Annotated in this window: 18 protein-coding genes and 1 pseudogene; all 19 read left to right on the top strand. The window is 37.9% G+C overall.

The genetic code is table 11. The annotated features are described in order from the left end of the window. The first annotated feature begins 112 nt into the window (after positions 1-112). Positions 113-466, top strand: coding sequence for a four helix bundle protein (locus tag JEZ96_RS12785; protein ID WP_025008839.1), 354 nt, complete (start codon positions 113-115; stop codon positions 464-466). Positions 467-707: 241 nt separating this feature from the next. Continuing rightward, positions 708-1,697, top strand: a complete 990-nt coding sequence (locus tag JEZ96_RS12780; RefSeq protein WP_025008838.1) for a Wzz/FepE/Etk N-terminal domain-containing protein — start codon at positions 708-710, stop codon at positions 1,695-1,697. 249 nt (positions 1,698-1,946) lie between these two features. Further along, positions 1,947-3,029 carry a dTDP-glucose 4,6-dehydratase gene (rfbB, locus tag JEZ96_RS12775; protein WP_025008837.1) on the top strand — a complete coding sequence of 361 codons (1,083 nt, stop codon included), beginning with the start codon at positions 1,947-1,949 and terminating at the stop codon, positions 3,027-3,029. 77 nt (positions 3,030-3,106) lie between these two features. Then, on the top strand, positions 3,107-3,286 hold the full coding sequence (locus JEZ96_RS19595; RefSeq protein ID WP_306303471.1) for a four helix bundle protein: 180 nt from the start codon (positions 3,107-3,109) through the stop codon (positions 3,284-3,286). Between the two features lie 16 nt (positions 3,287-3,302). Then, positions 3,303-3,458, top strand: a pseudogene (locus tag JEZ96_RS19590) (four helix bundle protein); the annotation flags it as partial. Positions 3,459-3,508: 50 nt separating this feature from the next. Then, positions 3,509-4,375, top strand: a complete 867-nt coding sequence (rfbA, locus tag JEZ96_RS12765) for a glucose-1-phosphate thymidylyltransferase RfbA (protein WP_025008836.1) — start codon at positions 3,509-3,511, stop codon at positions 4,373-4,375. Positions 4,376-4,385: 10 nt separating this feature from the next. Further along, complete coding sequence (locus JEZ96_RS12760; protein WP_025008835.1) at positions 4,386-4,808, top strand: sugar 3,4-ketoisomerase; 423 nt, start codon at positions 4,386-4,388, stop codon at positions 4,806-4,808. Continuing rightward, positions 4,786-5,247 carry an acyltransferase gene (locus JEZ96_RS12755; protein WP_025008834.1) on the top strand — a complete coding sequence of 154 codons (462 nt, stop codon included), beginning with the start codon at positions 4,786-4,788 and terminating at the stop codon, positions 5,245-5,247. The genes JEZ96_RS12760 and JEZ96_RS12755 overlap by 23 nt, the downstream gene beginning before the upstream one ends. Before the next feature lies 1 nt (position 5,248). Further along, complete coding sequence (locus JEZ96_RS12750) at positions 5,249-6,352, top strand: DegT/DnrJ/EryC1/StrS family aminotransferase (RefSeq protein WP_025008833.1); 1,104 nt, start codon at positions 5,249-5,251, stop codon at positions 6,350-6,352. Then, entirely contained in the window at positions 6,349-7,599 is a 1,251-nt protein-coding gene (locus JEZ96_RS12745) for an O-antigen translocase (RefSeq protein WP_025008832.1), read from the top strand. Before JEZ96_RS12750 ends, JEZ96_RS12745 begins: the two co-directional genes overlap by 4 nt. Then, positions 7,596-8,321: an acyltransferase gene (locus JEZ96_RS12740; RefSeq protein ID WP_128090284.1), complete on the top strand. Its 726-nt coding sequence runs from the start codon at positions 7,596-7,598 to the stop codon at positions 8,319-8,321. Before JEZ96_RS12745 ends, JEZ96_RS12740 begins: the two co-directional genes overlap by 4 nt. Positions 8,322-8,615: 294 nt before the next feature. Then, positions 8,616-9,590, top strand: a complete 975-nt coding sequence (locus tag JEZ96_RS12735) for a glycosyltransferase family 2 protein (RefSeq protein ID WP_198779809.1) — start codon at positions 8,616-8,618, stop codon at positions 9,588-9,590. Between the two features lie 175 nt (positions 9,591-9,765). Then, entirely contained in the window at positions 9,766-11,052 is a 1,287-nt protein-coding gene (locus JEZ96_RS12730; RefSeq protein ID WP_061783243.1) for a hypothetical protein, read from the top strand. Between the two features lie 4 nt (positions 11,053-11,056). Further along, positions 11,057-11,548 (top strand): PssD/Cps14F family polysaccharide biosynthesis glycosyltransferase, encoded by a 492-nt coding sequence (gene pssD / locus JEZ96_RS12725; RefSeq protein ID WP_025008828.1) that lies wholly within the window; start codon positions 11,057-11,059, stop codon positions 11,546-11,548. Further along, positions 11,545-12,018 (top strand): PssE/Cps14G family polysaccharide biosynthesis glycosyltransferase, encoded by a 474-nt coding sequence (gene pssE / locus JEZ96_RS12720; RefSeq protein WP_025008827.1) that lies wholly within the window; start codon positions 11,545-11,547, stop codon positions 12,016-12,018. Before pssD ends, pssE begins: the two co-directional genes overlap by 4 nt. Beyond that, complete coding sequence (locus JEZ96_RS12715) at positions 12,015-13,004, top strand: glycosyltransferase (RefSeq protein WP_025008826.1); 990 nt, start codon at positions 12,015-12,017, stop codon at positions 13,002-13,004. Before pssE ends, JEZ96_RS12715 begins: the two co-directional genes overlap by 4 nt. Positions 13,005-13,147: 143 nt before the next feature. Next, complete coding sequence (locus JEZ96_RS12710) at positions 13,148-14,152, top strand: NAD-dependent epimerase (protein ID WP_025008825.1); 1,005 nt, start codon at positions 13,148-13,150, stop codon at positions 14,150-14,152. Positions 14,153-14,403: 251 nt separating this feature from the next. Further along, positions 14,404-15,570: a nucleotide sugar dehydrogenase gene (locus JEZ96_RS12705; RefSeq protein WP_128090288.1), complete on the top strand. Its 1,167-nt coding sequence runs from the start codon at positions 14,404-14,406 to the stop codon at positions 15,568-15,570. 230 nt (positions 15,571-15,800) lie between these two features. Continuing rightward, a complete protein-coding gene (wecA, locus tag JEZ96_RS12700; RefSeq protein WP_025008823.1) occupies positions 15,801-16,874 on the top strand; it encodes a UDP-N-acetylglucosamine--undecaprenyl-phosphate N-acetylglucosaminephosphotransferase in 1,074 nt (357 codons plus the stop codon). Positions 16,875-16,924: the final 50 nt, after the last annotated feature.

The following is a 16,924-nucleotide window of genomic DNA, read 5'->3' as shown; positions in this document are numbered from 1 at the left end:
TCTAGAAGGAGTGAAGCGACGCTCTGCTTTTAGCTTTTGCTTGTATAGTAGGCCGAAGGCCGTTCTAGCCGCGAACCGTCCTAGATTCTAGTTTCTGCTCTCAAGGAAGATTATGCGATTCGAACAACTGGATGTTTGGAAAAGAGCTTCACGATTATCTTGTCAAATATATCGAGTGACTGAATCAGTAAGTAATTGGGGTTTTAAAGATCAAATAACCCGTTCAGGGTTATCTGTCCCTTCAAATATTGCTGAGGGTGAAGAGCGTGAAACACTAAAAGATCAAATTCGCTTTTTGTACTATGCCAAAGGCTCTCTAGGAGAGCTAGTTACCCAACTTTATATAGGTATTGAAGTTGGATATTTGGCAAAGGAACCCGCGTTACTTATGGTTCAAGAAGCAAAAGAATTAGCCAAAATCTTAGGTGCAATTATCAAACAAAAGCAAAGTAAGAGTAAAAGCTAAGAAGAACGCGGCAAAGAGCGCTGCTCTAGAACGCGGCAAAGAGCGCTGCTCTAGAACGCAGCAAAAAGCGCTGCTCTAGGACGGCCTTCGGCCTCTAGAACGCTTCGCTCTAGATTCTAGAAGGAGCGAAGCGACGCTCTGCTTTTTCTAGCAGCGCAGCGTTCTGTCTTTATCTTTTGCCTTTATAGAAGCGCAGCGCTCTCGCCGCGCAGCGTACTAGAATCTAGAATCTGAAGAACCAATGAACACACAAATTACTCAAAATCCAAACACATACCAATCCGACGCTAGATTTCCTCAAGTGCAAGACGACGAAATCGATCTTCGTGAGTTGTTTTCTGTTATTTGGCAAGGCAAATGGCTCATTATTGGCATAACTGCTGTTTTTGCTATTGCCTCTGTCGCCTTTGCTATTTTGCAGCCCAATATCTATAAATCCGAAGCCTTGTTGGCACCCGCATCAGAGGAGCAGGGCGGTGGCTTAAGTGCCTTGGCATCGCAGTTTGGTGGTTTAGCCAGCCTTGCAGGGGTTAACCTTGGCAGTAAAGGCGGCACAGATAAAACCGAATTGGCGATTGAGGTATTAAAATCCCGCCAATTTACCAGTGAGTTTATTCAAAAGCACAACATCCTTGCCGATTTAATGGCGGCTGAAAAATGGGATAGGGATACGGATAAAATTATCTATGACCCTGAGTTATACAACGAGCAAACCAATAATTGGGTGCGTGATGTCGAACCACCATTTAAACCTGAGCCATCCATGCAAGAAGCATACAAAGAGTTCAGCAAAATTTTTGCCGTCAATAAAGCCAAAGATACTGGCATGGTGACCATATCTGTTGAGCATTTATCCCCAACGGTTGCAGAGCAATGGGTCACTTGGTTAATTCAAGATATTAATAAAGTGATGAAGGATCGCGATGTCGCAGAGGCTAACCGTAGTAGTGAGTTTTTAAATAAACAAATAGCCTTAACCAATGTGGCCGATATTAGAACCATTCTTTATAAGTTAGTGGAAGAGCAAGCCAAAACCATTATGTTTGCCGAAGTACGTGATGAATATGTGTTTAAGACTATCGATCCTGCATTAGCGCCAGAAGAGAAAGCCAAACCGAAACGCGCATTAATTTGCGTATTAGGCACCATGCTCGGCGGCATGTTAGGTGTGATGTTAGTACTGGTAAGGCATTTTATGAGAAAAGAGCAGAATTTAGAGTCTAGAGTCTAGAGTCTAGAGTCTAGAGTCTAGAGTCTAGCCCCTTTCTGTTCCGGTATACTAGCCCTTCAGCCGTCATCCTTGCGAACGCGGGGATCCAGCTTTTTGCTTTAATCTGTGAGCTTTGCTCTTCAGCCGTCATCCTCGCGCATGCGGGGAGCCAGCTTTTCGCTGTTGCTTATAGCCGTTATTTATAGAGCTGGCAGCGTTTTTGCCGCTCGATTCTTTACTCAACATTGTTATTTTATCGAGGTTTTTGTTGTGAAAATTCTAGTCACAGGTGGTGCTGGTTTTATTGGTTCTGCAGTTGTAAGGCATATTATTAGTAACACCAATGACAGTGTGGTTAACGTCGATAAACTGACTTACGCTGGCAACTTAGAATCATTAATTACAGTTAGCGGCAGCTCACGTTATGCCTTTGAACAAATAGATATCTGTGACCGTGCAGAACTTGATAGAGTCTTTTCACTACACCAACCTGATGCCGTTATGCATTTAGCGGCAGAGTCACATGTTGACCGTTCAATTACCGGCCCGGCTGATTTTATCCAAACCAATATAGTGGGGACTTACACGCTACTCGAAGCCGCACGCAGCTACTGGCTACAACTTGCTGCCGGGCGTAAAGCTGCATTCCGCTTTCACCATATTTCAACCGATGAAGTGTATGGCGATTTGCCACATCCAGATGAGCAAGAAGGACAAGCAGTAAATCAAGAACTGCCTTTATTTACAGAAACAACGCCTTATGCGCCGAGCAGCCCATATTCTGCCTCTAAAGCATCAAGCGATCATTTAGTACGCGCATGGCTTCGCACCTATGGCCTGCCGACGATTGTAACCAACTGTTCCAATAACTATGGCCCATATCACTTTCCAGAAAAGTTGATCCCACTGGTGATTTTGAATGCTCTTGAAGGTAAGCCGCTACCTATTTACGGTAAAGGAGATCAGATCCGCGATTGGTTGTATGTAGAAGATCATGCTAGTGCCTTATACAAAGTAGTTACCGCGGGTAAGATTGGCGAAACCTACAATATCGGTGGTCATAACGAAAAGCAGAACTTAGAAGTGGTCCAAACCATTTGTAGCATCTTGGACTCATTAGTACCTAAAGCCACGTCCTATGCTGAGCAAATCACCTATGTAACTGATCGTCCAGGTCACGATCGCCGCTATGCAATCGATGCAAGCAAAATGAGTGCAGAACTTAATTGGCAACCACAAGAAACCTTTGAAACTGGCTTACGTAAAACGGTTGAGTGGTATTTAACTAACCAAGAATGGTGCCAGCATGTACAAGACGGCACATACCAGCGAGAGCGCTTAGGCGCACTTTAATTGTGAATTGTGAGTGGTGAGTTGTTAATGGTGAATGCGCCACTAACCAGCAATGACCAATAACGCAGGTTCAAGGAATGAAAACGCATAAGCAGCTTGATGTATGGATACAGGCTATGGCGCTGGTAAAAATGGTATATGCAGTTACATCCACTTTCCCGCGTGAAGAGATGTTTGGTTTAACAAGTCAAATGCGGCGAGCTGCAGTTTTAATACCATCGAATATTGCCAGAAGGTGCTGGTCGGAGTGGTTGTAAATAATTTACGCATTTCCTCGATATTGCTCGCGGTTCATTAGCGGAATTGGATACGCAATTCGAAATTGCACAAATGCTCAACTATTTGTCACTAGACCCATTGATTACACAACAACTAAATAGTGTTGGCGCATTGCTCACCGGACTAAAGAAAAGCATAAAAGGTTTATAGAAATGGAAAGCAAACAATTAACAAATAACAACTCACCAGTCACGAGTAAAATAAAAGGAATTATTTTAGCCGGAGGCTCAGGTACGCGTTTATATCCCATTACTAAAGGTGTATCCAAACAGTTATTGCCAGTTTACGACAAGCCAATGATTTACTACCCTATTTCTGTGTTAATGTTGGCAGGTATCCGTGATATTTTGATTATCACCACACCAGAAGATCAATCTTCTTTTCAACGTCTTCTTGGCGACGGTAGTGAGTTTGGCATCACATTACAATATGCAGTTCAAGCAACGCCTGATGGGCTAGCACAAGCATTTATTATTGGTGAAGAGTTTATCGGCACAGACAATGTGTGTTTAGCACTAGGGGATAATATCTTTTGGGGGCAGGGGTTTTCACCAATACTAAAGAAAGCGGCTGTAAGATCAGAAGGTGCATCAGTATTTGGTTATCAAGTCAAAGATCCTGAACGCTTTGGCGTGGTTGAATTCGACCAAGACCAAAAAGCCATTTCCATTGAAGAAAAACCTTTAAAGCCAAAATCTGATTTTGCAGTTACTGGCCTTTATTTTTACGACAATCGAGTTGTAGATATTGCTAAAAATGTCAAACCCTCCGAACGTGGTGAGTTAGAAATCACCAGTATTAATCAAGCCTATCTTGAAATGGGTGAATTAAATGTTGAGTTACTCGGTCGTGGTTTTGCTTGGTTAGATACAGGTACGTATGAAAGCTTATTAGAGGCCGCATCATTTGTTGAAACGATCGAAAAACGCCAAGGCTATAAAATCGCCTGTTTAGAGGAAATAGCATGGCGTAATAAATGGTTGACTGATGAACAGATAATCGCAGTAGCTAATCAGATGGCCAAAAATAGTTATGGCCAATACTTGTTTGATTTATTGGGTAAATAAAAGGGATAGCATGAGCCTGATTACTATAATTGATTTTCCAGTGTTGGGTGATGAGCGCGGCGCTTTAGTCGCGCTAGAAGCAAATCGCCACATTCCATTTGAGATTAAGCGGGTTTATTACATTTATGGCACAGCACAAGATGCGGCCAGAGGTTTTCATGCACACAAGGCGCTTAAACAAGTCGCCATTGTGGTGCGCGGCTCTTGTCGTTTTGTATTAGATGATGGTAAGAAACGGGTAGAAGTATTGCTCAATAATCCAGCTCAAGGTTTGTTGATTGAATCCTTTATGTGGCGGGAAATGTATGACTTTTCTGAGGATTGTGTGCTAATGGTGTTTGCTGACCAAGTTTATGATGAATCTGATTACATTCGCGAATATTCAACATTTATTGAGGCAGCAAATACTCATGTTTATTCATCAGCTAAGTGATGTACAAAGTAGCAAAATAGGTGAAGGTACTCGCGTGTGGCAGTTTGCTGTTGTGCTAAAAGAAGCCACAATTGGTCGTGATTGTAATATTTGTGCCCATACCTTGATTGAAAACGATGTGGTACTAGGAGATAACGTAACTGTTAAATCTGGCGTATATATCTGGGATGGTACCACCATTGGCAATCATGTCTTTATAGGTCCTTGTGCGACCTTTACCAATGATAAAATGCCCCGTTCTAAAGTTTACCCTGATACATTTTCTAGAATAACCATTGAGGACCATGCCTCTATTGGTGCTAATGCCACCTTATTACCCGGCATAACGATTGGAAAGCATGCAATGGTTGGTGCGGGTTCTGTGGTGACTAAAGATGTGCCTGCTTATGCTGTTGTTGTCGGTAATCCAGCCAAAATTATTAAATATATAGAGCAGTAATATGATCAACTTTCTTGATTTAAAAGCCATTAACAACCAATACCAGCAAGAACTGAAAGATGCTTGTGCTCGGGTGATCGATTCTGGCTGGTATATTATGGGCAATGAGCTAACCCAATTTGAGACCGAGTTTGCTGCATATTGCGGCACCAAACATGCGATAGGTGTGGCTAATGGACTCGATGCACTCATTCTCACACTGCGTGCATGGAAAGAACTGGGTAAACTAAACGCTGGTGATGAGGTCATTGTACAGGCTAATACCTATATCGCTTCTGTGTTGGCAATTACCGAAAATGATCTCGTGCCAGTATTGGTAGAACCAAATCCAGATAGCTATAATCTCGACCCTGAAACGCTAGTCGCTGCCATTACCCCTAAAACTAAGGCGATCTTACCAGTGCATCTCTATGGTCAGTTGTCGCCGATGCCAGAAATTATGGCGATTGCTAATGCACATAACTTGCTAGTGTTGGAAGATTGTGCTCAAGCCCATGGGGCTGAAATTAATGGTAAGCGAGCGGGAAATTGGGGAGATGCGGCTGGATTTAGCTTTTACCCTGGTAAAAACCTAGGAGCGCTAGGTGATGCTGGTGCTATTACGACCAATGATGAAGAATTAGCTCAAACAATTAAAGCACTGCGCAACTATGGTTCGCATAAAAAATATGAAAACCTTTATCAAGGTGTAAACAGTCGCCTTGATGAAATACAAGCGGCTATGCTGCGTGTTAAGTTGCGCCATTTAGATGGCGAAACCGCTCGCCGCCAGCATATTGCTCAAACATATCGAGCTGAGATTAGCAATCCACTAATAACGCTACCGCAAGTAAATGAAGAGCTCGCACACGTCTGGCACTTATTTGTGATACGTTGTGAGAAACGTGAAGCCTTGCAGCAGCATTTAGCTGCAAAAGGCATTCAAACCTTAATTCACTATCCGATCCCTCCGCACAAGCAGCGGGCGTATCATCAATATGCAGATATGCCATTACCGCTGACTGAATTAATCCATCAGCAGGTGCTTTCTATTCCGCTAGATCCAACCATGAGTGATGAAGCTATTGCTCAAGTTATTGCAGCTATGAATGAGTTTGTTGCATGAAGCGTTTGCTCCAAGTTACCGCCATGACAGGATTACTAACGCTATTACGCATGGTGATGGGTTTTGTGATTGCTAAAGTGGTGGCAATTTATACTGGCCCAACTGGTTTGGCGATGCTTGGGCAAGTGCAAAGCATGGTTGGCTGTTTAAACGGCATTATTAATGCGCCAGCCGGAAGCGGTGTGGTGCGTTATACTGCTGAAAATAAAGAACAAGGTTTTGAGGCCTGCGCCCCTTGGTGGCGCGCTGCATTGCAATGGGTGTTGATCATCTCGTCCATAGCCATTCCACTGGGGATGTTATTAGCCAAGCCCATTGCCAGCGGTTTGTTTAAAGATGCTAGTTTAGCTTGGGTGGTGGTGGCGACTGTCTGCGTGTTGCCCTTTGCTGCTATCGGCACCTTATGTAATTCGGTGATCAACGGGCAGCAGCTATATCGCCGTTATGTCGGTCTTGGCATGATTTCAGCGCTAATTTCGGGTGGAGCGATGTTGTTCATGATCGCTTTGTACAATATTCAAGGTGCATTATTAGCTGCTGCTGTACAGTCTGCTTTAATTGGCATCGTGATGTTAGTCGCTAACCTGCGTCAGCCTTGGTTTAAACTACTTTATTGGTGGGGAGCGGTAGAGCCTGAAGCACGCAAACAAATAGGTGGCTATATGTTGATGGCGATCACTAGTGCCTTGACGGTGCCTGTATCGTTAATCTTGGTGCGCAATATTTTAATTGAGCAAGTAGGCTGGGATGCTACCGGACAATGGCAAGCGGTATATAAAATCTCTGAAGTGTATTTAGGGGTGATTACTATGGCGCTGGGCACCTATTATTTGCCGCGCTTGGCGTCATTAACCAGTGTTGATGCCATCGTTAGTGAAATTCATAAAACCGCGCGTGTGATTATCCCGATTGTCACGACCATGGCTTTTGGTGTTTACTTATTACGTGATGTGGCTATTTCATTATTATTTACTGAAGCATTTCGTAGCGCCCGTGAATTGTTTGCGATCCAATTAACCGGTGATGTGATTAAAATCGCCAGTTGGTTATATGCCTATCCGATGCTATCCCGTGGTTCTACCAAATGGTTTGTTAGTACTGAAATTATATTTTCACTAACATTTGTTATCTTGACTTATTTATTTGTTTCAAAGATAGGTCTGAAAGGTGCAACACTTGCTTATCTGATAAATTATGTGATTTGTTTAGTTTACGTATTAATTAATTGTAGGCGTTTCATAAGATGATTTCGAATTTTAAAGCTAATGTAAAAAATAATTTTATTTTATTTTGCTTCTTTAGGCGTCTTTGGTTAAGGCCATACTTGTTAGGTCTTGATTTTGTTTTATGTTATTTTTACTCACTTTATTTATCTTACAAGTTATTTGGATTTTCAATTTCTCCTAAGGTTTTCTTTAGCTCAGATATTTTTAGAGTAATTATTGTTAAATCTGCTAAAAGCAAAGTTTCCAGTACTGTACCAATGGCGCTTATATTTGAATCATTTCAGCATGGTATTGAACGAACTGTCTTGATTATGAGAGAGGGGGCACATTTAGAAATCTGCAATACATTTCATATTGGTAATGGTTGTGCTTTCTCATTAGCAAAAAATGCTAAATTAAAACTCGTCGGAAAATTAGATAACTTCACATCAGGCATAACATGTCAAAGTAAAATTTTATGTACTGATGATATTCATATAGGTGGAGGTGTTATTATTTCCTGGAATGTTTTTATTACAGACAGTAATAATCACTATATAAATGGTATTTTACTAAAAAAACGTGTTTATATTGATGATCATGTTTGGATTAGTGAGGGTTGTACCATAGCTCCTGGTTCTTTGATTGGTAAAGGTTCTATAATTGGCGCTAAATCTTTTGTCAATGCAGAGTTTGTTGCTAATTCATTAATTGCGGGTTGTCCTGCAAAAATAAAAAAGACGAATGTTTCTTGGGCGCGTTAGGCTTTAATTTGCTTAATTTATTATTGATAGCAATTAAACTGTTTCCAGTACTAATTGAAATAACCTGATTAGATTTCATTATTTTGATGGTTACATCTTAATGATAAAAGTTGCATAAATCTTGAACAAGAATTATCATCATACATAAGTGTAAGTAGGTGTTAGTTTCAATTTTTCTATTATTTTTAGCATTAGCATGCTACAAAAAATGAACTCTAAATGATTCGGTTTCATATATTCAGTATCTAATATGCCATAATCATATGATTGTAATTCCAGAATTGAGATGACACTATGAGTGAAAAATATAAAAAAAATATTATTACGGTTGCTGTGATTACTTATCATTCTGCTGCAACTGTACTTGAAACACTAGATAGCATTGTTACACAGACCTATGGCCCAGAGAATATAGAGTTAATTATTTCTGATGATGGCTCGAGGGATATGACCGTAGAAGTAATCGAGTTGTGGTTAGTGCAAAATCAGAATAAATTTTACAGAGTTAAGTTCTTTGCCAATGAAAAAAATTGTGGAGTCTCAAAAAATTGTAATGTGGCTTGGAAAACTGCTACATCTGAGTGGATAAAGACTATAGCAGGGGATGATATACTTTTGCCAAACTGCATTGATGATAATATTAAATATATAAATAGTCATACTGATGATACACCGGCAATAATTTTTTCTTATATGAAATTATTTACTAACAATAATTCAAATAATCTAGTTTTGTTAGGAGAAATGCCAGCTAAAGATGAGTTGGTTTTCTTTGACTATAATACCAGCAAGCAAATAAAATATCTGCAAAGCACTAATATTTCAGGTGCACCATCTGCATTTATAAATAGAAGTATCCTTGATAAAGTTGGCTATGCAGATGAAAGATTTCCTCTAATTGAAGACTACCCTCTATGGTTTTCAACTGTCAAAGCAGGTCATAGAATTGGATTTGTAGCCAAGCAAACTGTATTGTATAGAATTGGTGAAAGTAGCAGCAGGACAAAATTGAGGCTAGTGAATGAAAAGTACATAAAGCAACTATTACTAATTGATGAAAAATTGATATTTCCTACACTCAACTCTACTCAAATTTTCTTGAAATTTCGTAAAAGACTATGGATTAAATTGGTTTTGTTATTATCTTTAATTTCTGGGAATAAAAATAGTCCTACATCAAGATTTTTCCTAATTTTAATATATTTTATTAAACCTAAATACATGTATCAAAAGTTCGCAAGATTTTTTAATAGAGTTGTAAAAAGTTAAATTAGTATCAGATTAATTAAAATAGTCCAATATATATTTCAAGGCGGCTTATAATGTATGGTTGGTGTAATTAGAATGCTCTTGATTTAATTTCGGCGTATCTAATATTAATTTAAAACAGTCAAAGTTAGAGGGGTGCAGTTTTGAAAGCTGTCAATTTTAATGTGGTTTGTGTATGAATATTAAATTTAGAAAAAAGTTGGTTGTAGAGTATTTATTGTCATTTTTTTTAGCTTTCTATTTTTATTCTGCTAAGTTTGTATTTTTACCTATTGATACCTCAAAATTGATTTGGTTATTATTTCTTTTGTTTTTTATATTCACTTTGTTTTTTTCTAGTGCAGCAAGGTATGTATTATCTGATTTTATTTATCCTTTAATAATTTCATCTGTTTTTTTATATTTTGGTTTGTCACTACTTCTATTTTCAGTAATAAGTGATGCTGATAATTTTACCTTTCCTCTATATGTCATACTCTATTTTTTAGATGTCACTCTTGTTGCTTTCTCTTTGACTGTCTTGTTCTCTTACCTTAGGTTCAATATTCAAAATATTTTAAATGTCATTATTAATGTTGGATTTATTCAGGCTGTGATGATGTTTAGTATGTTGTTGATACCTGAATGGAATAACTTATATAAATCAATTACTATTACAAATTCACTTATTAGTAGCTATTATGAATATAGATATGTTGGCTTGACAGGGTTTGCTAATTATACTGTAGGGATAATGCAAGGTTTATTTTTTTTAGTGGCATTAGTCTCATATTATGAAGAGAGAAAATTCTCATTAAGCAGATGTATAATATTGATTACTATCTTTATCAGTTCTATGCTTGCATCAAGAAGTTCGTTAGTATTGATTTGTATTGGTTTTATAATCTTTTTTTTGACTAATTTATCAAATAAATATTTTTTTAAAAAAATCCTCCCTTGGATCGTTTTTTCTTTGTTTTCAGCTTTTACTTTAATATATTTTTGTGTAACAAATGAAGAGTTGTTATCAAATAATATTTTATTAAAATGGGCTCTGGAACCGTTTTATAATTTTGTACACTATGGTGAATTGAGAACAAATTCTTCAGATACAATAGAAAATTATTATTTCAGACCTTCTGATAATACTTTTTATTGGGGGGATTGGAAGTATGTGAATCAAGATGGCTCTTATTATATGCATGTTGATGCGGGTTATATGCGTTTGTTGTTGTATATGGGACTATATTTCTCTTTGGCTTTCTATTCTTTTTTTACATTTATTTATTTGCTAAATTTTTACATTTTAAGGAACATGTTTAATGCTGTAATAAAAAATATAGATGTTCTATATATATCTGTATTGTTATCTTTTTTTATATTTCAATATAAGGGGAATATATTTGTAGATGGATTTGGTGTTTTGAAAGTCATCACACTTTTGTTAATTATAAATCATAGTAAAATATTGGCGAGGCGATAATTAAATGGTTGCGAAAGTTTTATTGATTTATGGTGAGGGAGGCCATGCCGAACAGATGCGTCGCCTTAAATCACTAATTGATACACCTTCTCTTAGTGCTAATTTTTATGCTGTTACTGACAATGAAAAAAGAAAGAAATTAAATTGTTCAAAAACGTTCATTGTTTTCCCTATGCGACTAAAAGAAGATAAAGGGAGGTTTGTATCATTCTGTTATAGTTTTTTTGCTGGCATATACAATCTAATACTAAGTTTGATAATTTTGTTGAAAGTAAGACCTAATGTTGTTATATCAACAGGGCCTTTGATTTTTTTATTTTTCTTCGTATTTTGTAAGCCATTTAATATAAAGCTGATATACATTGAAACGTGGTCTAGATTTTATTCAAAATCTATTTCAGGTAGGGTCGGTTATTTTTTTGCTGATATTTTTTATATCCAAAATGAAGAGTTGAAATTACTATATCCTAAATCAGTTTATAGTGGAAGATTATGAAATCTACAATTTTACTTACTACCGGTACCACTAGGTTTGATACGTTAGTCTATGCTGTTATCAATGATTCTGTATCATTTGGCTTAAATTCGTTCATTATTCAGTCTCCAAGTATAAAGAATATTGAAATTAATTGTGATTGTGAAAAGTTTGAATATGTTGATAATATAGAGTCATACGTTAATAAATGTGAGATAATAATCACGCATGCAGGAGCTGGAAATGTGTATCGTCTTCTTGAAAATACAAGCATTACAAAGAAAATTATTGTAGTTCCAAATTTGGAAAGAAAAGATAAACATCAAGCAGATTTGGCAAGGTTTATTGAAGAAAAAAGGTATGCTTTTGTTTGTTGGGATGTAAATGAAATTTATACGGCAATTGATATCGCTGTTAATTATTTTGAACGTCAACCTTATTCAAAAGTGTCTTTTTTTAAAAGTAGTGATATTTTGAAGGACATATTGTGATTTCAGATGAAAAAAAGTTTCACGTACTTTGGCTTACAAATATGTATCCATCAGAGAAAAGTCAAAAAGGAATCTTTGTGCAGGAGCAAGTGTTATCTGTCAGTAAGGCTGATAAAAATTTTACTCATAGTGTTTTTAATATTGATGATTTTAATAAGTATGGTTTTTTAAAGTATTTTTTTTGTAATTTAAAGCTGGTTAAAGAGTTGTTGAAGAAAAGGGTAGATATAATTCACATCCATTTTGGATTGTCAGGATTATCTTTGTTTCCTTTGTTTATTTTTATTTTATATTTAAGACCTAAAGTTTTTTTGACATGTCATGGTTCGGATTTAATGGGAGGTAAAATAGTCAATTTAATTACAAATGTAGTTGCTTTTTTCTCCGACGCTTTAATTCTTGTGTCATCAGAGCAGTGTTCATATTTGTGGGGTGTAAATAAAAGAAAAGAAATTCTATTTATACCTTGCGGTGTTGATTCTAAGTTTTTTTATTATAAAAATGAATGTATAACTAAAACTGAAAAAAGGGTGAGATTAATATTTCCATCATCAAGGTCTAGGCCTGAAAAAAATTATAACGATTTTGTTAACGTTACTACGCGATTAAGTTTAATAGGGATAGAGGTTTGTTCAGTATATTTTGAGGATATGAATAGGGATGCAATAAGAGATGCTTATTTTGATAATGATCTTTTACTTTTAACGTCAAAGAGAGAGGGGTCGCCCCAAGTAGTAAAAGAAGCTATCTTTACTGGTTTACCAATAGTCTCATTCGATGTAGGCGACGTAAAAGACATTTTAGATGGTAGTGATCAATGTCTGATTTCTAATGATCTTGATGAAATTGTAAATTTTATTGCCAGGTTTGAATCTTATCCGTATAGATTAAAAAGAGAGTTTGTTGACGATGTTGTTAACAGGTATGACGCAAGTGTAATTGCTATAAAAATAATAAATGGATACTACTCAATTCTGCATAAATAGGTTTTTATATTAAATCACCACTGTCGATACTGGGTATGTTGGTCTCTCAAACGCTGTTTTATTAGCCCTGTACTATCAAGTTGTCGCTAATGAAAGACACCCCCTACAAGTGCGATCTACTCGGTTCTGACTAAGGATTAAAAATGAAGTATTTAGTAACCGGCGCAGCGGGTTTTATCGGTAGTGCGGTTATTGAGCAGCTAATAATAAAAGATCATCAGGTTGTTGGTGTAGATAATTTTAATGCTTACTATGATGTTGCTTTGAAAGAGGCGCGACTCGATCGTATCAAACACGCAAATTTTACACTCGTCGACTTGGATATTGCCGATCGTAATAGTGTAGCTAAATTATTTGAAAAAGAGCAATTTGATCGAGTAATTCACTTAGCGGCGCAAGCCGGAGTACGTTATTCAATTGAGAATCCTCACGCTTACGCCGATTCAAACTTAGTTGGTCATTTAAATATTCTTGAGGGATGTCGTCAAACAAGAGTAAAACATTTAGTCTATGCATCTTCTAGTTCAGTCTACGGTTTGAATAGTAAAACACCATTTGCTACTTCTCACAGTGTTGATCATCCCGTGTCACTTTACGCTGCCACCAAAAAAGCCAATGAGTTAATGGCGCACAGCTATTCTCATCTTTACAATATTCCGACCACTGGGTTACGGTTTTTTACTGTTTATGGCGCTTGGGGCCGCCCCGATATGGCACCATTTATTTTCACCAAAAAGATTTTAGAAGGTGAAACCATTGATATAAATAACAACGGTGATATGTGGCGTGACTTTACTCATGTTGATGATATTGTCGAAGGGGTTATTCGTATTGCGGATGTTATTCCTACACGAAATGAGACTTGGACGGTAGAAACGGGTACACCAGCAAGTAGCTCTGCGCCTTATGCGGTGTATAACATTGGGCATGGTTCGCCAATTAATTTAATGGACTTTATTAGAGCTATTGAAGATGAATTAGGTATTGTAGCGAAAAAGCATTTTCGTGAAATGCAGCCTGGCGATGTGTATCAAACTTATGCAGATACCCAAGACTTATTTGCTGCAACAGGATATCAACCTAAAGTTGGTGTAAAAGAAGGCGTTGCTGAGTTTGTGGCATGGTATCGCAGTTATTATAAGATTTAAGTTAGTTAAATATTCTATTTGAATAATTTTAACAATTTAAAAACTAAGACGGATTTTATGTCGTACTTTACGTATCACGTAAAATAACTAATTTGACGAGTGCCGAAATGGATTCCCGCCTGCGCGGGAATGACAGTACTCTTGTGAATGACAGTGGTTAGGGAATCACGGTGTTTCAGGGAATGACGAAATTTTGAGTAGTATTTTTCGTGAGCAATTTAAAATAGCTCGTGCGGATTAGGATATAAATAATGAAAATCGCTATTGCTGGTACTGGCTATGTAGGCCTTTCTAATGCTGTTTTATTAGCCCAATACCATCAAGTTATTGCTGTTGATGTGATTGCTGAAAAAGTGGAATCCATTAATAACAAACGGTCTCCGATTGTAGATAATGAAATTGAAGAGTTTTTAACTCATCGTGAGCTAAATTTAACTGCTACTTTGGACAAACAGTTAGCTTATCAAAATGCTGATTTTGTGATTATTGCTACACCTACTGATTATGACCCAAAAACCAATTATTTTAATACTTCCTCTGTTGAGTCGGTCATTCAAGATGTTATTGGCATCAACCCTAATGCGGTGATGGTGATCAAATCAACCGTGCCAGTAGGCTTTACTGCCAAGGTTAAGCAAAAATATCATTGCGATAATATTCTATTTTCGCCAGAGTTTTTACGTGAGGGTAGGGCGCTTTACGATAATTTGCATCCATCGCGCATTATTGTCGGTGAACGCAGCGAGCGCGCCAAAGTATTTGCTGATTTATTAGTGCAAGGCGCAGTTAAACAAGATATTGAGGTGTTATTTACTGACTCGACTGAGGCCGAAGCGGTTAAATTATTCTCTAATACTTATCTTGCGATGCGTGTAGCTTATTTTAATGAGCTAGATACTTATGCAGAAACTCATGGATTAGATTCACGCCAGATTATTGAAGGGGTGTGTTTAGATCCGCGTATCGGAAATCATTATAACAATCCATCCTTTGGTTATGGTGGTTACTGTTTACCCAAAGATACTAAGCAGTTAAGGGCAAACTATGCCGATGTGCCAAATAGCATTATTGGTGCGATTGTGGAGTCTAACACCACTCGTAAGGATTTTATTGCTGACTCCATTTTAAGCCGTAATCCTAAGGTGGTGGGCATTTATCGCCTAATTATGAAATCTGGTTCGGACAACTTTAGAGCTTCAAGCATTCAAGGGATAATGAAGCGCCTTAAAGCTAAAGGCATCGAAGTCATCGTCTATGAACCTGTTCTTAAAGAGAAAGAGTTTTTCCATTCTCGCGTAGTGACCGATTTAACTGCCTTTAAAGCTATCGCTGATGTGATTGTTTCAAACCGGATGGCTAAGGAATTGGTGGATGTTGCAGACAAGGTGTATACCCGCGACTTGTTTGGAAATGATTGATGGGAAACGCCACTTTGTGGCTAAAGGACGCCGTAAGCGGCTTCTAGAGTGTAGCAAAAGCGCTGCTAGGACATTACTTCGTGACTCTAGAATCTAAAAGCCGGATCCTTGTATTCACGAGGATGACGGCGATATAATCTAGCGGCGCTTTAGCCGTGAAACGCCCTCGCTTTTAGAAGGCCAATGGCCTCGCTGCATTTTCCTTTTTTGCATATTTTTAAGTGGTTTTTATGTCAACAAATATCGCTGTTTTATTTGTTTTTTTAGTTTCTTTTATCAGTTTGTTTGTATTTCGCAAGGTTGCTCAAAGGATCGGATTGGTTGATAAGCCGAACGAGCGTAAGCATCATAAAGGCCAGATCCCGCTTGTTGGAGGGATTTCTATTTTCTTTACGATAATACTTGCCTTGTTCCTAACCCCTGAATTATTGCTGGCACCACAATTGTATGCAGGATGCGCTTTTATTCTTGTGGTCATAGGGGCAATTGATGACCGTTATGATATCAGTTTTAAGTTTCGCCTTGTTGTCCAAGCTGCGGTTTCGATGCTGATGATTGTGCTCGGTGAGCGCAGTTTACATAACTTAGGTTATTTGATGGGGAGTGAGGCGATACATTTACCCGAGCTTATCAGCATATTGTTAACGGTTTTTGCAGTTATCGGTGCAATCAATGCGTTTAATATGGTTGACGGTATTGATGGTTTATTGGGGGGATTAGCCTCTGTTACTTTTGGGGGCTTAGGCATTCTGTTTTATTTTAATGGCATGCAGGGTTTTGCTACTTTTTGTGCGCTGCTCGTTACTGCTATGCTGCCTTATATCATGTTAAATTTAGGTTTTCCGTTCGGGCGGCGTTTTAAAGTGTTTATGGGGGATGCGGGGAGTATTTTTATCGGCTTTACGGTGATTTGGTTATTGATTGTGGCAAGCCAAGGTGAGCGAGCTACTGCACTTCGCCCTGTGACCGCACTTTGGTTAATTGCGTTGCCGTTGATGGATATGGTGTGCATTATGATCCGTCGTATTCGTAAAGGCCAATCGCCTTTTAAACCTGACCGCGAGCATTTGCACCATATTTGCCAAAGGTTGGGGATGTCATCCCATTTATCGCTGTTAGTAATCTGCAGTGCAGCAGGGGGGATGGCTGCTATCGGCATTTGGTCTGAGTTGACTAAAGTTAGTGAAAGTATGATGTTTTTTGTATTTTTGGCTGTGTTTGCTCTGTATTTTTCTTTAATGAATAACATATGGCGCATTACTGCATTTTTACGTAGAGATGTTAAATTTACTAAGACTATTTAAGGAGTTAACTTTAACTGGCCTTTTAAGATCGTTATGGGCTTATCTGTTTT

The sequence above is a fragment of the Shewanella putrefaciens genome, assembly GCF_016406325.1.
Classification (GTDB): Bacteria; Pseudomonadota; Gammaproteobacteria; order Enterobacterales; family Shewanellaceae; genus Shewanella; species Shewanella putrefaciens.
This window is presented reverse-complemented; position numbering and strand designations above follow the sequence as displayed.